The organism is Amycolatopsis sp. NPDC003731, assembly GCF_053586895.1.
This window is the reverse complement of sequence record NZ_JBSFNC010000057.1, coordinates 22178-37562: the sequence shown is the minus strand read 5'-3', so window position 1 is coordinate 37562 and position 15385 is coordinate 22178. Positions and strand designations below refer to the sequence as shown.

General features: G+C 69.9%; 16 protein-coding genes. 9 read left to right on the top strand and 7 right to left on the bottom strand.

Annotated features, from left to right (window positions below; all coding sequences use genetic code 11):
- Nucleotides 1–51 precede the first annotated feature (51 nt).
- Nucleotides 52–429, top strand: coding sequence for a nitroreductase family deazaflavin-dependent oxidoreductase (locus ACWDN5_RS23865; RefSeq protein WP_449677826.1), 378 nt, complete (start codon nucleotides 52–54; stop codon nucleotides 427–429).
- 2 nt (nucleotides 430–431) lie between these two features.
- Nucleotides 432–959, top strand: a complete 528-nt coding sequence (locus ACWDN5_RS23860) for a GNAT family N-acetyltransferase (RefSeq protein ID WP_449677825.1) — start codon at nucleotides 432–434, stop codon at nucleotides 957–959.
- Here ACWDN5_RS23860 and ACWDN5_RS23855 read toward each other — a convergent pair.
- The 4 genes from ACWDN5_RS23855 to ACWDN5_RS23840 all read right to left on the bottom strand — a co-directional run bounded on the left by ACWDN5_RS23855 (nucleotide 952) and on the right by ACWDN5_RS23840 (nucleotide 5021).
- Nucleotides 952–1278, bottom strand: a complete 327-nt coding sequence (locus ACWDN5_RS23855) for an MmcQ/YjbR family DNA-binding protein (RefSeq protein ID WP_310969602.1) — start codon at nucleotides 1276–1278, stop codon at nucleotides 952–954. The two genes, ACWDN5_RS23860 and ACWDN5_RS23855, sit on opposite strands and share 8 nt — an antisense overlap.
- Before the next feature lie 38 nt (nucleotides 1279–1316).
- Entirely contained in the window at nucleotides 1317–3008 is a 1692-nt protein-coding gene (locus tag ACWDN5_RS23850) for a bifunctional metallophosphatase/5'-nucleotidase (protein ID WP_449677824.1), read from the bottom strand.
- A gap of 114 nt (nucleotides 3009–3122) precedes the next feature.
- A complete protein-coding gene (locus tag ACWDN5_RS23845) occupies nucleotides 3123–3902 on the bottom strand; it encodes an alpha/beta fold hydrolase (RefSeq protein WP_449677823.1) in 780 nt (259 codons plus the stop codon).
- 39 nt (nucleotides 3903–3941) lie between these two features.
- Entirely contained in the window at nucleotides 3942–5021 is a 1080-nt protein-coding gene (locus ACWDN5_RS23840) for a Gfo/Idh/MocA family protein (protein WP_449677822.1), read from the bottom strand.
- Nucleotides 5022–5229: 208 nt separating this feature from the next.
- On the opposite strand from ACWDN5_RS23840, the gene ACWDN5_RS23835 reads away from it, so the two are divergent.
- Nucleotides 5230–5856: a VanZ family protein gene (locus tag ACWDN5_RS23835; RefSeq protein WP_449677821.1), complete on the top strand. Its 627-nt coding sequence runs from the start codon at nucleotides 5230–5232 to the stop codon at nucleotides 5854–5856.
- Here the strand turns inward: ACWDN5_RS23835 and ACWDN5_RS23830 are convergent.
- Nucleotides 5797–5973, bottom strand: coding sequence for a hypothetical protein (locus ACWDN5_RS23830; RefSeq protein WP_003058066.1), 177 nt, complete (start codon nucleotides 5971–5973; stop codon nucleotides 5797–5799). The genes ACWDN5_RS23835 and ACWDN5_RS23830 overlap by 60 nt on opposite strands.
- A 195-nt stretch (nucleotides 5974–6168) precedes the next feature.
- On the opposite strand from ACWDN5_RS23830, the gene mug reads away from it, so the two are divergent.
- The 4 genes from mug (at nucleotide 6169) to ACWDN5_RS23810 (ending at nucleotide 10184) form a co-directional block, all read left to right on the top strand.
- The gene (gene mug / locus ACWDN5_RS23825; RefSeq protein ID WP_449677820.1) at nucleotides 6169–6729 is read left to right on the top strand and encodes a G/U mismatch-specific DNA glycosylase; all 561 of its coding nucleotides are present in this window, start codon (nucleotides 6169–6171) and stop codon (nucleotides 6727–6729) included.
- A 261-nt stretch (nucleotides 6730–6990) separates the two neighbouring features.
- Nucleotides 6991–7776 (top strand): response regulator transcription factor, encoded by a 786-nt coding sequence (locus ACWDN5_RS23820; protein WP_310969608.1) that lies wholly within the window; start codon nucleotides 6991–6993, stop codon nucleotides 7774–7776.
- Nucleotides 7777–7935: 159 nt separating this feature from the next.
- Nucleotides 7936–9771, top strand: coding sequence for an acyl-CoA dehydrogenase (locus tag ACWDN5_RS23815; RefSeq protein ID WP_449677819.1), 1836 nt, complete (start codon nucleotides 7936–7938; stop codon nucleotides 9769–9771).
- A gap of 137 nt (nucleotides 9772–9908) precedes the next feature.
- Entirely contained in the window at nucleotides 9909–10184 is a 276-nt protein-coding gene (locus ACWDN5_RS23810; RefSeq protein WP_176173976.1) for a GlsB/YeaQ/YmgE family stress response membrane protein, read from the top strand.
- 63 nt (nucleotides 10185–10247) lie between these two features.
- On the opposite strand, the gene ACWDN5_RS23805 is transcribed toward ACWDN5_RS23810, so the two are convergent.
- The gene (locus ACWDN5_RS23805; protein ID WP_449677818.1) at nucleotides 10248–11651 is read right to left on the bottom strand and encodes an MFS transporter; all 1404 of its coding nucleotides are present in this window, start codon (nucleotides 11649–11651) and stop codon (nucleotides 10248–10250) included.
- A gap of 111 nt (nucleotides 11652–11762) precedes the next feature.
- On the opposite strand from ACWDN5_RS23805, the gene ACWDN5_RS23800 reads away from it, so the two are divergent.
- Both ACWDN5_RS23800 and ACWDN5_RS23795 read left to right on the top strand, forming a co-directional pair.
- Nucleotides 11763–12602 (top strand): helix-turn-helix transcriptional regulator, encoded by an 840-nt coding sequence (locus tag ACWDN5_RS23800; RefSeq protein WP_310969611.1) that lies wholly within the window; start codon nucleotides 11763–11765, stop codon nucleotides 12600–12602.
- Nucleotides 12599–13306: a leucine-rich repeat domain-containing protein gene (locus tag ACWDN5_RS23795; RefSeq protein WP_449677817.1), complete on the top strand. Its 708-nt coding sequence runs from the start codon at nucleotides 12599–12601 to the stop codon at nucleotides 13304–13306. The genes ACWDN5_RS23800 and ACWDN5_RS23795 overlap by 4 nt, the downstream gene beginning before the upstream one ends.
- Before the next feature lie 4 nt (nucleotides 13307–13310).
- On the opposite strand, the gene ACWDN5_RS23790 is transcribed toward ACWDN5_RS23795, so the two are convergent.
- Complete coding sequence (locus tag ACWDN5_RS23790; RefSeq protein WP_449677831.1) at nucleotides 13311–15368, bottom strand: VanW family protein; 2058 nt, start codon at nucleotides 15366–15368, stop codon at nucleotides 13311–13313.
- Between the last annotated feature and the right edge of the window lie 17 nt (nucleotides 15369–15385).

Sequence of the window (15385 nt, the reverse complement as noted above, 5' to 3'; positions counted from 1 at the left end):
GAGCCGGGGTCACCGCTCGATTAATTCATCGTGCGTTGATATTATCGGGTCATGGTGCTGCCCAAGGGACTCGCCCGCTTCAACCGCGTGGTGACCAACCGGATCAACAAGTACGTCGTGAACTGGGCTCCGGGCTTCGGCATGCTCGTCCACACAGGACGCAAATCCGGCAAGGAGTACCGCACGCCGCTGAACGTCTTCCGCACCGATGACGGCTTCGCCATCGCGCTCACCTACGGCCCGGACACCGACTGGGTGAAGAACGTGCTGGCCGCGGAGAGTGCCACCATCATCACCCAGCGGAAAAATTACCGCGTGCACTCACCCGAACTCGTGCATGATGAGTCGCGCCGAGCGATGCCGACCCCCGTGCGGCAGTTCCTCGGCCTGCTCAACGTCAACGACTTTCTGCTGGTGAAACGGGAGTAGTGATGATCGAGGGGGAACTCGTCCGGCTGCGCGCGCTGGAACCGGAGGACGCCGAACGGCTGCACCCGTGGACCTACGATCCCGAGGTCGGCCGCTGGATGAACAACGAGCACCCGCTCTCGCTGGCCCAGGTGCGCAAGCGCTGCGAAGAACGCGCGCTCAACTCCTACGAAAAGGTCGTCCTCGGCATCGAGGCCAAGGCCGAGCGCAAGCTCATCGGCGTCATCGACCTGCGGGACACCGAGCCCGAGGTCGGCGAAGCCTACCTGGACGTCTACATCGGCGACGCCGAATACCGGGGCGGCGGCTACGGCACCGAGGCCCTGCGCATGATGTGCCGCTACGGCTTCAACGCCATGCGGCTGCACCAGATCACGCTGTGGGTCGTCGCGGAAAACGAAGCCGCCCGGCACGTCTATCGCAAGATCGGCTTCGTCGAGGAGGGCCGCCACCGCGAGTCCTTCATCGACGCCGAAGGCGAGCGCCACGACATGATCCTGATGAGCATGCTGCGCGGCGAACTCAAGTGAGCAGCCGGCGTGGCGCCTTCCGCCGCCACGCCTCTTCGAGGAGCTCACGTAGCTGATCGACGTCCACCCGCTCTAGGTCGACGATGATCGAGCCGTGCCCGTCGTAGTGCGGGGTCGTGAAGAAGGCCGCGTCGCCGGATTCCAGCAACGCGGCCTTCTCGTCGAGCCCGCACAGCACGACCAGGCCGCCTTCGGCCTCGGTGCGCAGCCGCGCGAACCCCTTGCCCGCCACCTTCAGCGCGGGCGTGCGATACCACGTCGACGCCTCGACCTCCGGCAGCGCGGAGGCGAGGCCGACGACGTCTTCCCAGGTCGTCATGGGTTCATTGTCGACCCGGTGTCTTGGAGAAACCGGACCTACGGCAGGCGCGTGATCCGGTCCGCCGCGGGCGGGGCCAGGTTCGGGTGAGCACCCAGGTAGGCGATCAGGGCGTCGAGGTCCACCGGGCCACCGGAGAGGTTGGTGCCCTTGGTGAACTCGGTGAAGCCGTCCCCGCCGGCGGCGAGGAAGTTGTTCACCGACACGCGGTACGACGCCGCCGGGTCGACCGGCGTGCCGTTGACCGTGATGCCCGAGATCCGCGAGCCCTGCGGCGCCGACGCCGAGTAGCTGTAGTGCAGCGAGCTCGAGATTTGCAGGAAGCGCGTCGCCGAGCCCTGCCACTGCTGCTCCAGCACGTTCTTCAGGTTCGCGCCGGTCAGCGTGATCGTCTGCATGATGTTCGCGAACGGCTGGACGGTGAACGCCTCGCCGTAGGTCACCACGCCGTCGCCCTCGCCGTTCGGCGACGACTTGTACGTCAGGTCGGCGCGGATGCCGCCCGGGTTGGTCATGGCGATGACCGCGTTGTTCGCCTGCGTGCCCGCGAGCTGCGCGTCGGCGATGACGTCGCCGAGCGGCGACTCGCCGGCCGCGTTGCCCGCCGCCGGCAGGTCCGCGGTGATGGTGCCGACCTGCTTGTTCGCGATCGGGGCGGACTTGGTCTTGGCGTCGGCGACCAGCGCGGCCACGGCCGGGTCCGGCGTGACCGTGCGGGTCACGATCTCGTTGAACGCCTTGGTCTGCGACCGCACGACGTCCCGCGTCTTGCGGCTGATCTTCAGGTCCACCACCGACAGCAGCCGGCCGAACGACGAGCCCTGGATGACCGGGCGCGGCTGGCCGGCCGGGTCGTTGATCACGCAGTTGTACTGCTGGTGGCTGTGCCCGGTGAAGAACGCGTCGACCTTCGGCGTCACCGCGGCGGCGATCGCGGCGGCCGGGCCGGGGCGCAGCTTGCAGTCGTTCGGGCCCTCGACCTCGGTGCCGTCGCCCTGGTGCATCAGCACGACCTGGGCCTTGACGCCGAAGAAGTCGAGCAGGTTCGCGGTCCGGTTGATCGCCTCGACCTCGTCACCGAACTTCAGACCCTTGATGGCCTCCGGCGTGACGACGGTCGGCAGGTCCTTCAGCGTGGCGCCGATGACGCCGACCGGGATGCCGCCCTCGAACTTGACGGTGAACGGCAACAGCGCGGGCAGGCCGTTGGTGAAGTACACATTGGACCCGATGAACGGGAAGTTCGCACCCTTGAAGGGCTTCTCGAACTGGCAACCGTCGGTCGGGTGGCAGCCGCCGAACTGCATGCGCTGCAGTTCCTTGTAGCCCTCGTCGAACTCGTGGTTGCCGACGACGGACGTGCTGACGCCCAGCATGTTCAGGAAGTCGATGGTCGGCTCGTCGTGGAACAGCGCCGAAACCACCGGCGACGCGCCGATGTTGTCACCGGCGGACACGACGAACGAGTTGGCCACCTGCGCCCGCAGCTGCTTCACGTGCGTGGCCAGGTAAGCGGCGCCGCCGGCGTCCACAGTGGTCCCGTCCGACTGCACCACGCGCCCGCTGGAACCGGACGGCGGCTCCAGGTTGCCGTGCAGGTCGTTGAACCCGATGATCCGGACGTCGGTGGTGGGATCCGGGCGCTGGCCCGCGGACGCGGGTGCGGTGGTCACCGCTGTCGTCGCCAGCGCGGCCGCGGCCAATACCGCAAGCCGGGTCGAAAGCCTCATGAGTGTTTCCTCCGATTCGCGCCCAGGGTCCCCGAACGGGCGCACGGCGGAGGATTCTGCCTCGCGGAGCAGTCACCTACCAGGGTCAAAAGACGGACGTAAAGCGAATGTCACCTAACGGCTTCCGTCGAGCAGCACCCGCGCGACGAGCTCCGGGTCGTCGTTCATCGGCACGTGCCCGCAGCCGGGCAGCAGCCGGAACACCCCGTGCGGCGCGACTTTCCGCAGGTCGGCAAGGCGCGGCCGGGCGAGGATCCGGTCGCGCTCGGCCCAGGCGACGGTCACCGGGACACCGGTGACCGGGCCGGTGAACCGGAAGTCCCCGCGGGACTGCGCCGCGGTCGGCTCGAAGCCCGGGGCGGTGGCGAGCGCGTGGGCGTCCTCGACGACGGTGCCGGGCGTCTGCAGCTCGGGACGTCCGACGATCATCCCGGTGAGGGCGCGGCGCCCGGACGCCGTCGCGGCGATGCGGCGCACGACGTGCGGCGGCGTGCGCCGGGCGAGGGCGCGGTGGGCCTTGAGCGTGGCGATCGCGTAGACCTTCTGGGACCGGGTCCACAGCCCGGCGGGCGACAACGCCGTGACGCTGCGGACCAGCCCGGCCTGCCCGAGGGCCAGCGAGAGCAGGCCGCCGAGCGAGTTGCCGGCCACGTGCGGCCGGTCGAGCCCGAGATCGGTGAAGAGCTCCTTGAACATCACCAGCGCCGGCTCGATGCCGTACCCGCCGGCCGGTTCGGGCGACTCGCCGAAGCCGGGCAGGTCGACGGCGATGACGTCGCGCTGGGCCGTGAGCAGCGGGAACACCGGCGCCCACGCCTGGCGGCGGTGGCCGATGCCGTGGATCAGCACCAGCGGCTCGCCGCGGCCCGCGCGGTCGTAGACAACGTCGTCCATGACCCGAGGGTAACGGAAACCTACGACCGGCAGTAACAGTTACTTTGCGTCCAGCACGACCCTGGCGCCACTGTCGGCCGACCGCTGGACGGCGTCGAGCACCCGGTGCACGCGCAGGGCGTGCGCGAAGTCCGGCAGGTCGCCCTTGAGGTGGCGGGCGTAGGCGTGCGCGACGTTGTACGACGGCTCGGCGCTGCGGCCGACCAGCTGCGGCAGCTCGTACCGCGCGGGCACGGTGAGCTTCTCGAGCGTGCCGGTCCGGCTGCCGCGCAGCGTCAGCTTCGCGATCCAGAACAGCGGATCCGCGGCCTCGACGACCAGCGTGCCTTCGGTGCCGTTGATCTCCCAGTGGAAGTTGGTGGCCGGCGACGTCCCGCCGCGCAGGTGCACCGACGCGACGGCGCCCCCGTCCAGGACGCCGCTGACGGCGATCTGGTCCGGCGCGGTCATTTCGACGGACTCGCCGGTGACCTCGTCGCGCACCCGCGGCCGGACGGTCGCCATCGTCGCCGAGAGCTCGGCGAAGCCGCCGAGGACCATGGCGAGGGTGTCGGCGGTGTGCGCGAACGGGATGGTCAGCATCGTCGCCCCGCCCGCGGGGTGCAGCTGGTAGTCGCGGCCGGCCCGCACGTTGGGGCCCCAATTCGCGCCCGAAGCGATGAGCGACGTCGAAAGCACGCGGCCGACGTAGCCGTCCTTGATGAGGTCGCGCAGGTAGCGCAACGCCGGCGCCGAGCGGCCCTGCAGGCCGACCGCGGTCGTCTTCTCCCGGGCGGCTTCGGCCAGCGCCTCGGTTTCGGCCAGGCTGACGCCGAGCGGCCACTCGCTCAGCACCTGCTTGCCCGCGGCGAGCGCCGGCTCGATGAGCGCCCGGTGCTCCGGCACCTTCACGGCGACCACGACGAGGTCGACCTCCGGATGCCGGGCGAGCTCCCCGGCGTCACCGAAGGTCAGCGGCACGCCGTACTTCTCCCCGGCCACCCGCGCGGACTCGGTGGTGCTGCCGGCGAGCGCGCGGAGTTCGTAGCCGTCCACCGCGGCCAGCGCGGGCACGTGCGCGGTCGCGGCCCAGCCGCCGTTCGCGCTGAGCCCGACGATGCCGACCCGGACCGGTGCCATGGGGGTTCCTTTCGTTGCCTGCAAAGAGTCCGACGCGCCGAGCGTCATGCCCATTCCCGTATCGGCGCAAGGCGCATCCGGTTACGCCGACATGAGATCGGTCACCCGCGGCCCGCCGATCGGCTCCGGACAGGTCGGCCGAGTGGCCGAGGAGCGCGGGCTCATCGACCGAAGCGGCACCGGCGGCAAGATCCATAACGTCGGTGGCATGACGAACGCACAGCTCACAGCCCTGCAGTACGGCTTCATCGGGTTCCTCGCGCTGTGGGCCGTGGTCCTCGTGCCGCAGCTGATCACCCAGCTCGCCCACCACGGCCGCCTGCGCCCGCGCGGGCTGGCGACCACGGCGGCGGTGCTGCTCTACGGCTGCATGACGCTCGCGGTCGTCTTCCTCCCGCTGCCCGGGCCCGGCACGCGCCGGCTGACGCAGACCGTGCAGCTGCACCCGTTCCAGTGGATCGCCGACATCCACACGGAGCTGCTCAAGCACGGCGGGGAGTGGTTCACGACGCAGACGTTCCAGCAGGCGTGCTTGAACGTGCTGCTGTTCGTCCCGCTCGGGGTGTTCGCGCGGATCCTCTGGCGCCGAGGCCTGACCGGCACCGCGCTGATCGGCTTCGCGGCGTCCCTGTTCATCGAGGTCACGCAGCTCACGGCGAACTTCGGCACGGCACCGTATGTCTACCGCATCTTCGACGTCGACGACCTCATGAACAACACGCTCGGCGCGGTCGTCGGCTGGGTGTTCGGGGCGTTGCTGCTGACGCTCCTGCGTTCAACGGTCGACGTGCAGCCGGCCCGGAGCGAGCGGGTCCACCTCGCCGAGACGCGCTAGCCGAGCTTTCCGCTGCAGGGCGGCCCGCTTGGCGGCCCGCCGGTCTTCCAGGACGACGACGAGCGCGGCGACGGCCAGGACCAGCGCGACCAGCCCGAGGACGATCGGAAGCTGCACGAAATCCTCCTCGGTACGGCGCTGTGCGGGAGATCACACAGGTTACGCAGGTCAGTACCGAATCCGCTACCCCCCGCGACGGCGGGCAGTGCCGATGGGCGGGAAGCCGGCCGCCGAAGACGAAGTCAGCCGAGGTCAGCAGGGCGTGCCGTCCGCGGTGACCTCCACGTCCCGAGCGTGCCGGAAACTGGATCCGTGAGCACCCGACCCACGAAGGACCAGCTGGCCGCGGCGCACAACGCCACCATCCCCGACGTCATCGCCCCGGACCTCGACGTCCTCTTCTGCGGCATCAACCCCGGCCTCTACTCCGGCGCCCTCGGCCAGCACTTCGCCCGCCCCGGCAACCGCTTCTGGCCCGCCCTCCACGGCGGCGGCTTCACCCCGCGGCTCTACGCACCCAGCGAGCAGGACCGGCTCCTCGAACTCCGCCTCGGCATCACCAACGTCGTCGCCCGGACCACCGCCCGCGCCGACGAGCTCACCGACGACGAGCTCCGCGAAGGCGGGCAGATCTTGACAGCCAAAGTCCTCGAGTACCGGCCGCGGTGGCTGGCCGTCGTCGGGATCACCGCCTACCGGACCGCATTCGGCTTCCCGAAGGCGCGCGTCGGCCGTCAGGAGCACCGGGTAGGTGACACCCGGGTGTGGGTGCTTCCCAACCCGAGCGGGCTCAACGCGCACTGGACACCGGCCGGCCTAGCGGCCGAGTTCGCCCTGCTTCGGACCGCATCCGAAGACTGTCGAAATCGTTGAACGGACTGCGGGCCACCCTCAGTAGCGCCGACTGCCCCTTCAGGCCCCTTCCCGCCCGGCCGAGCCAGCTCTCCAAGATCGTCTTCTACGGAAAGTTTGCTGTGACCGGCGGATTGGGCCATGAGGGGGATTTGGCGTCATGAGCTGCGCAATCGCGACTCGTACCAAGCAGGAGGAGTCACTTCTGACCGGTCCTGGCAGGGGGACCGGGCGGCGCCGGGAGGCGTCCCAGGAGCGACGGCGCAGAGACGGAGGCCCGCGATGCACGGCATCGAGCCCACCCGCAGGCCCGCGGGGCCCGCCGGACCAGGCGCGCGCAGCCTCGGCGTGGCGGTCGTCGATCCGGTGCCCATCTTCCGCGACGGTCTCGCCGCGCTCGTGCACCGCAGCCAGGGGTTGCACTGGGCCGGACAGGCCGCCAGCCACCACGCCGCCCTGCAGCTCTGCGAACAGGTCAAACCGGACGTCGTCGTCCTGGACTCGGCTTTGGACCCCAACTGCCACCTGACCAAACTGCTCAACGCCGGCGACCCGGCGCTGATCCTGGTCACCCTGATCCGTGACACGAATCGCACCCAGCAGTACCTCGCCGCCGCGATCGCCGCGGGCGCGCACGCGATCGTGCCGCGGTCGATCGACTCACGCCGGCTCGCCGAAGCGATCCGGCGGGCACACAGCGAACGCCGTTACATCGACCCGGCGCTGGCCGCCCTGACCGCCCGGCCGAAGCGCACGACCGCCCCGAAGGGCGACCTCGCCCACGACAGCCCGCCGTCGCCGCGCGGCGGGATGCCGCTGTCCAGGCGCGAGTACCAAGTCCTCCAGCTGGTCGCCGAAGGGCTCGAAAACTCGGCGATCGCGAAGCTGCTGTTCCTGTCCGTCGAAACCGTCCGGACCCACGTGAAGAGCATCCTGCGCAAGCTTTCCGCCCGGGACCGGACACATGCCGTGACGATCGCCTTCCGCAGCGGGATCCTGATCGCCCGGCCCGAAGACGGCTACGTCCCGGTGACGGCGGACACAACGGCGATCCCGGGCCACCGCTGACGTCTCATCCCCAGGAAGAAGACAACATTCGAGTGGATTTCCGATACTCGGAAGTGCGGATCTGCTTGCCCTGGTTACCCGCAGGTAATATCCTGAAGTTACCGGCGAGTAAGGCGAACATGTGCCCGGCCGGGGAGCCGAACACATTGGAGTGACGACATGGGCCACTACAAGAGCAACGTCCGAGACCTGGAGTTCAACCTCTTCGAGGTACTCGGCGTGCAGGAGCGCCTGGGCAAGGGTGTGCTCGCCGAATCCGACGAAGAGACCGCCCGCGGGGTGCTGTCCGAGCTGAACAAGCTCGCGACCGGCCCGCTCGCCGAGTCCTTCGCCGACGCCGACCGCAACCCGCCCGTGTACGACCCGAAGACGTTCAGCGTCAAGATCCCCGAGTCCTTCAAGAAGAGCTACCAGCAGCTCATCGAGGGCGAATGGTGGCGGCTCGGCCTGACCAACGACCTCGGCGGCTTCGGTCTCCCCCCGACGGTGCAGTGGGCGGCGTCCGAGCTCATCCTCGGCGCGAACGCCCCGCTGTTCATGTACATGGCGGGCCCGAACTTCGCCATGATCGTCGACAAGAACGGCACCGAAGAGCAGAAGCACTGGGCCCAGATCATGATCGACCGGGCCTGGGGCGCCACCATGGTGCTGACCGAGCCGGACGCCGGCTCCGACGTCGGCGCGGGCCGCACCAAGGCCACCAAGCAGGAGGACGGCTCCTGGCACATCGACGGCGTGAAGCGGTTCATCACCTCCGCCGAGCACGACATGAGCGAAAACATCATGCACCTCGTGCTGGCCCGCCCCGAGGGCCCGGGCATCGAGACCAAGCCGGGCACCAAGGGCCTGTCGCTGTTCCTCGTGCCGAAGTTCCACTTCGACACCAAGACCGGTGAGCTGGGCGAGCGCAACGGCGCCTTCGTCACCGGCGTCGAGCACAAGATGGGCATCAAGGCCTCGACGACCTGCGAGCTGACCTTCGGCCAGCACGGCACCCCGGCCAAGGGCTGGCTGCTCGGCGAGGTGCACGACGGCATCGCGCAGATGTTCCAGGTCATCGAGTACGCCCGGATGATGGTCGGCACGAAGGCCATCGCGACGCTGTCGACGGGTTACCTCAACGCGCTCGAGTACGCCAAGGAGCGCGTCCAGGGCGCCGACCTGCCGAACATGCTGAACAAGACCGCCCCGCGCGTCACCATCACGCACCACCCGGACGTCCGCCGCTCGCTGATGCTGCAGAAGGCGTACGCCGAGGGCCTGCGCGCGGTGTACCTCTACACCGCTTCCTTCCAGGACCAGCTGTGGACCGGCGAGGGCGACCAGAAGCTCGCGCACGGCGTCAACGACCTGCTGCTGCCGATCGTCAAGGGCGTCGGCTCCGAGCGCGCCACCGAGCAGCTCGTGCAGTCGCTGCAGACGCTGGGCGGCTCCGGCTTCCTGCAGGACTACCCGATCGAGCAGTACATCCGCGACGCCAAGATCGACTCGCTGTACGAGGGCACCACGGCCATCCAGTCGCTGGACTTCTTCTTCCGGAAGATCGTCCGCGACAAGGGCCAGTCGCTGGCCTTTGTGGCCGGCGAGATCACCAAGTTCATCGAGTCCGAGGCGGGCAACGGCCGGCTCAAGAACGAGCGCGCGCTGCTCAAGCAGGCCCTCGAGGACACCCAGGGCATGCTCGGCTCGCTGATCGGCTACCTGACCGCGTCGCAGAATGACCCGCAGAGCATCAACAAGGTCGGCCAGCACACGGTCCGCCTGCTGATGTCGGTCGGTGACCTGCTCATCGGCTGGCAGCTGCTCAAGCACGCCGAGGTCGCCATCGGCAAGCTCGACGCGGGCGCGTCCGCCAAGGACGTCCCGTTCTACGAGGGCAAGATCGCCGTGGCCTCGTTCTTCTCGAAGCAGGTGCTGCCGGAGCTGACCGCCCGCCGCGCCATCGTGGAGGCCGCCGACAACGCGCTCATGGAGATCGACGAAGCCGCGTTCTGATCAACGCGTTCCGCCGAAGGGCCCCTTCCCACCCGGGAAGGGGCCCTTCGCGTTTCGGGGTCGGGAAGCCGGGGAATTCCGTCTGCGAGTTCGCGGGACCGAGTGGCCGGACCCGCGATCACCGAGAGGAGAAAGTGATGACTGTCGCCGGCATCATCAGCGCCATCATCGTCGGGCTGATCATCGGCGTTCTGGGCCGGCTGGTCGCTCCCGGCAAGCAGAACATCCCGATCTGGCTGACCATCGTGATCGGTATCATCGCCGCCTTCATCGGTACGGCCATCGCCCGTGGGCTGGGCTACGCCGACACGAACGGCATCGACTGGCTGGAGATCCTCACCCAGGTCGTGCTGGCCGCGATCGGTGTCAGCATCGCCGCGGGTGCCTACGGCCGTCGCGGGGTAACGAGGTAACGCTTTCGGCTTTCGGCCCGGCCGGTACACCTTCGGGTGAACCGGCCGGGCCTTTTTTCGTGGCTACCGCCGGGCCGACGCGCGGGCGAGCGCGACGGCGAACCCGACGCCCACCAGCAGCAGAGCCGCGGCCCAGGTCATCGTCGTGGTGATGGCGTGCGCGGACGACTTGGCGGCGAGCGTCAGGAAGAGGCTCCCGAACGTCGCGACGCCGACCACCTGGCCGAGCTGCAACGTCGTCGTGAGCAGGCCGCTCGCGTCGGCCGCGCTTTCGAGCGGGACGTGGGTCAGCGCGTGCGCCATCAGCGACCCGAACGCCAGACCCATGGAGAGGCCGAACAGCAGGAGCGCGGCGAAGAACAGCGCACCACCCTTTCCGCCGTCCTTCAGGCTGAACCCGAGCAACGCGTAGGCGGCCGCGGACCCCGCGTAGCCGCACGGCGTCAGTGCCGCGTGGACGCGTTCGGGCAGCTTGTGCCAGAAGAACCCGCAGATGCCGAAGACCACGCCGCCGGGCGCCATGGTGAGCCCGGCCGCCAGCGCCGTCTCCCCGAGGCCGGCCTGCAGGTGCAAGGCCACGCAGAACAGGAAACCGCCGTAGGACGCCACGCCGGTGGCCAGCGCGGCCAGTCCCGGTGCGACCCCGCGGATCTTGAGGACGCCGAGGTTGACGAGCGGGTCGCGCACCCGTCGTTCCACGACCACGAACAGCACCGCCAGCAGGGCGCCCGCCGCGAGCGAGAGGAACGTCCACACCGGCCAGCCGGTTTCGTGCCCGAGGACGAGGGGCAGGACGACGAGCACCACCGCGGGCACGGCGAGGGCCAGGCCGGCGAGGTCGAGCCGGCGGCCCGCTTTCGCCGCCCCGCCGGGTACGAGACGCACGGCGAGCGCGGCGACGAGCACCCCGATCGGCACGTTCACCAGGAAGATGGGGCGCCAGCCCGCGCCGAAGAGGTCCGCGCCGACGAGCACGCCACCGAGCACCTGGCCGGACACGAACGCGACCGAGATGACCGCGGTGTACGCGCTGAGCGCCTTGGCCCGCGCGGCGCCGCTGAACTGCGCCTGGATGACGCTGATGACCTGCGGCATCATCAGCGCCGCGCCGGCGCCCTGGGCGATCCGCGCGACGATCAGCGTGACCGGGTCCGGCGCGAACCCGCAGAGCAGCGAACAGACGGTGAAGGCGACGACGCCGGTGACGAACAGCCGTCGCCGCCCGAACAGCTCGCCGAGGCGGGCGCCGGTGATCAGGAGCATCGCGTAGCCCACGGTGTAGCCGGAAACGACGAGCTGCAGCGCGGCGCCGGAGGCGTGCAGGTCGGTGCGGATGTCGGTCATGGCGACGTTCACGACGGTGACGTCGAGCAGCGCCATGAACTGGCCGAGCAGCAGGACGGCCAGCATGAACCACGGCCGCGCGGCCCGGTCCGGGATGGCCGGGGCTTCGGTGGTCAGAGTCATGGCTCTGACCTTGGGGTTCTTCGGTTGCGGGCGGAGAGAGCCTGCTGATGCTGGTACCGACAGCACCCGCTTCGGCGAAAATTGTCGTACCCCTCCGGCACCATGCTCGGTATGACGTCAACGCAGGTCCACACCAGCCGCCGGGAGGAACTCGGCCAGTTCCTCAAGGCGTGCCGGGCGCGGATCGGCCCGGAGGAGGTCGGGCTGCCGCCCGGGGTGCGCCGCCGCACCAGCGGGCTGCGGCGGGAGGAGGTCGCGCTGCTCGCCGGCGTCGGCGTCACCTGGTACACGTGGCTCGAGCAGGGGCGGCCGATCAACGCGAGCTCGCAGGTGCTCGACGCGGTGGCGCGCACGCTGCGGATGGACCACCCCGAGCGGGAGCACCTGTACCGGCTGGCGGAGCTGACACCCTCGCGGCTGCCGTCGTCGGTCGAGGTCGTGCCGGACGCGGTGCGCGAGGTGCTGCGCGCGCTCGATCCGCTGCCGGCCACGGTGATCAACGGCCGGTTCGACATCCTCGCGTCGAACGCGGCGCAGGAGGAGCTGTTCTGGGAGTGGCACAGCCTGCCGTGCCTGCACAAGAACCTGCTGTGGTGCTGCGTGACCGAGCCGAACGCGCGGCGGATGCTGCTGAACTACGACGAGGAGGTCCCGCACATGGTCGCGCGGATGCGGGCCGAGTACGGCAGGCACGTCGGTGACCCGTCGTGGGACGAGGACATCCGGCGGCTGGCGGAGCTGAGCCCCGAATTCGCGGAGCTGTGGGCGCGGCACGAGGTCGCGGAACCGCGGCCGCGGTTGCGGGAGTTCCAGCACCCGCGGGCGGGCCGGATGCGCCTCCGGCTGACCGAGCTGGCCGTGTCGGAGGCGCCGGGCCTGCGGATCCAGGTGTCCACTCCGGACGACGCATCGACGTGGGCGCTGCTGCCGTTGACCCGGAGATCGTCATGACGTCAGTGGAGCTGAGCGATCAGGGGCTGACGTCGGTGCCGTTGCTTCCACCCGATGTCACGCGGCTCGATCTGTACCAGAACGCGATCTCGGAGGTACCCGCGTCGCTGTGGTCGCTGACGTCGTTGCGCGTGCTGAACCTGGCGGCGAACCGGATTTCGGTGCTGCCGCCGGGAATTTCGGCGCTGACGTCGTTGCACACGCTCGACCTGGCGCACAACCGGTTCGAGTCGTTGCCCGGCGAGCTGGGCGAGCTGGCCGGGCTCACCGAGTACCTGTACGTCAGCGACAACCGGCTGACGAAGTTCCCGGACGCCTGGTGCGGGCTGGGGAAGCTGCGGTACCTGGGGTGCACGGACAACCGGCTCACGTCGTTGCCGTCGGACCTTTCGGGGTTCGCGGCGCTGCGCGAGCTCCGGCTGTACCGCAACGAGCTGACCTCGCTGCCCGAGTCGATCGGCGCGCTGGGTGCGTTGCGGGAGCTGCATTTACGCGGCAACCGGCTCACGTCCCTGCCGTCGTCGATCGGCTTGCTGAGCGAGCTGCGTCAGCTGGACCTGCGGGAGAACGCGTTGACGACGTTGCCGGCGTCGCTCGCCCGGCTGTCCAAATTGGACAAACTGGATCTCCGGTGGAACAAGCAGCTGCGAGAGCCTGCGTGGCTGCGCGACTTCGAGGAGGCGGGGTGCATGGTCCTTCGCTGACAACTCAACAAAGGATGGTCGGACGCGGGCCGTAGGTGGCCGTGTGCGACGTCCGCCGGAGCTCGGTGCCGCTCGCGAGGTCGTAGAGCACGCGCGTGTCGGTGACGCTGAAACCGGACGAGCCGATCGACGGCTGGCACGCGGCCGCCCCACCGGAGCCGAACTGGATGGGCGGCGGGTCGCCGGGGGTCTGCGCGCCGGTTTGGCCCTCGACGCGGAAGTGCCGGGTGCCCCAGATCCGGACGGTCACCGAGCCGCCGGAGACGGTGGCCTGGACGGCGATGCCGGTCGTCGCATCGTTGGTGAGCTTGAGCTCGACGGGGCTGCCGTCGGCGTTGACGGCCTTGGCGTCGCGCCCGACGGGGTAGCGGTCGAGGTAGTGGTCGTGCTCGAGGTGGCCGGCGTCGGTCAGGCCGGCGAGGTAGGCGGCGTTGTACAAAGTGGACGCCAGCTGGGAGACGCCGCCGCCGACCACGTCCGGGCCGGTGCCGTCCTCGTCGACCGGGGCGGGCACGTAGCCGGCGTCCGCGGTGCGCGGGCCGGAGCGGCCGCCGAGGCTGAACGTCTCGCCGGGCTTGACGATCGTGCCGGACACGCGCGCGGCGAGCGTCCGGTTGTTCGTCTCGGCCGGGCCGGTCAGGCCACCGGTGGTGAACTCGCCGATGACCTCCTTGATGCCGAGCGCGCTGGCGGCGTCGGTGGTCACGCTGGGTGTCGACGCGCTGTAGACGACGGGCAGGTCTCGGCCGTCGGTCTTCTTGAGCACGTCGATGAGGGGGAGGAAGGTCTTCTCCCAGTCCACCTTGCGGGCGTCCTCGGAGGGCTCGACGGTCGGCTGGTCGCCGGTGAAGACGATCTGCGCGTCCTTGCCGTCGGTCTCGGTGCTCGCGAGCGGGTCCTTGAGTGCGGCCTGCAGCTTGCCCTGGTCGATGCGGACTTCCACGGCCCCGCCTTCGACGGCGGCGAACTGGAACGACGACGCGATAGTGGCGGGCTTGAGCGGAACGTCCTTGCCCTCGCCGTGCACGACGACGGGCTTCGCGACGGCGGGGACAACGATCTGCTGACAGGCGGCCTGCACCCCGGCGGCGGTCGCGCGCACGGGCGTGATCGCCATGGCGAGCGTGACCCCGCCGCGGTCGAGCCAGTGATCGGTGACGGTGTGCACGGCCCCGGCCAGATCGGTGAGCTGCTGCCCCTGCCGCGGGAGGATGGGGTGGGCGCTGACCCCGCCGTCGCTGCCCTCGATGGGGGTGAACCCGACCGAGCCTTCGGTGGCGGGGTGGTTCAGCTTGCCCTCGGCCAGCTCCCGAACGGCCTCGGCGATCCGGTTCTGGTCGGTGCGCGTGGCGACCCCGACCTCGCGGCTGGTGAAGAAGGACATGATCCGCGTGATCGGACTGAGCGGCTGGTGCCCGGCGAGCCCCAGGGTGTTCGGCCAGTCGAGCCCCAGCCCGGACTGCGAGGGCACGAGTTCGCCTTGAACATCCCCGCCGTGCACGACGACGGGCCGAATCAGCCGCGGTTCGAGCTCCTTCCGCAGCTTGGCCTCGGCCTCGGCATGGCTGAGCCCGCCAACGTCGATCCCGGCCACGGTGACCCCGCGCGGAACGTCCCCGGCGCTGACGGCGAGATCGATGGCGTAGAGGATGACGAAGAGCCCGAGGGCGAGCCCGATGGTCATCATGGTCCGGGCAACACCCTTGCGCAGCTTCCGGGCGGGAGTATCGGGAACCGGCGGCGGCGCGGGGGTCTCGAGGAGCTCGCCGAGCAGATCATCGGAGAAGAGATCGGTCCCGCCATTGTCAGGAGCCGGCGCGGGGACAACAGGAGGCCAAGCAGGAACGACTTCGGTCGTGGGCGCGGCAATCACCCCGACCGCGGTCGGCGCCTCGGCGGCAACCGCGGGCACCTCGACGGCAGTGGGCCACTCAGGCGCTGGATCGACCGGCTCCCCGCCCGACCCGGCCACCGGCGACTCAACGGCGGTAGGCGCAGGTGGTTGAGCGGTCTCGGGCTCGGCGGCCGGCGCAGGCGCCCCAGCCGCGGCGACACCTGGCAGCTCAACGGCGACGGGCC

Excerpts from the sequence above, each read along its gene's own strand:
- ACWDN5_RS23865 (WP_449677826.1), top strand. The coding sequence starts at position 52 with ATGGTGCTGCCCAAGGGACTCGCCCGCTTCAACCGCGTGGTGACCAAC.
- ACWDN5_RS23860 (WP_449677825.1), top strand. The coding sequence starts at position 432 with ATGATCGAGGGGGAACTCGTCCGGCTGCGCGCGCTGGAACCGGAGGAC.
- ACWDN5_RS23855 (WP_310969602.1), bottom strand. The coding sequence starts at position 1,278 with ATGACGACCTGGGAAGACGTCGTCGGCCTCGCCTCCGCGCTGCCGGAG.
- ACWDN5_RS23850 (WP_449677824.1), bottom strand. The coding sequence starts at position 3,008 with ATGAGGCTTTCGACCCGGCTTGCGGTATTGGCCGCGGCCGCGCTGGCG.
- ACWDN5_RS23845 (WP_449677823.1), bottom strand. The coding sequence starts at position 3,902 with ATGGACGACGTTGTCTACGACCGCGCGGGCCGCGGCGAGCCGCTGGTG.
- ACWDN5_RS23840 (WP_449677822.1), bottom strand. The coding sequence starts at position 5,021 with ATGGCACCGGTCCGGGTCGGCATCGTCGGGCTCAGCGCGAACGGCGGC.
- ACWDN5_RS23835 (WP_449677821.1), top strand. The coding sequence starts at position 5,230 with ATGACGAACGCACAGCTCACAGCCCTGCAGTACGGCTTCATCGGGTTC.
- ACWDN5_RS23820 (WP_310969608.1), top strand. The coding sequence starts at position 6,991 with ATGCACGGCATCGAGCCCACCCGCAGGCCCGCGGGGCCCGCCGGACCA.
- ACWDN5_RS23815 (WP_449677819.1), top strand. The coding sequence starts at position 7,936 with ATGGGCCACTACAAGAGCAACGTCCGAGACCTGGAGTTCAACCTCTTC.
- ACWDN5_RS23810 (WP_176173976.1), top strand. The coding sequence starts at position 9,909 with ATGACTGTCGCCGGCATCATCAGCGCCATCATCGTCGGGCTGATCATC.
- ACWDN5_RS23805 (WP_449677818.1), bottom strand. The coding sequence starts at position 11,651 with ATGACTCTGACCACCGAAGCCCCGGCCATCCCGGACCGGGCCGCGCGG.
- ACWDN5_RS23800 (WP_310969611.1), top strand. The coding sequence starts at position 11,763 with ATGACGTCAACGCAGGTCCACACCAGCCGCCGGGAGGAACTCGGCCAG.
- ACWDN5_RS23795 (WP_449677817.1), top strand. The coding sequence starts at position 12,599 with ATGACGTCAGTGGAGCTGAGCGATCAGGGGCTGACGTCGGTGCCGTTG.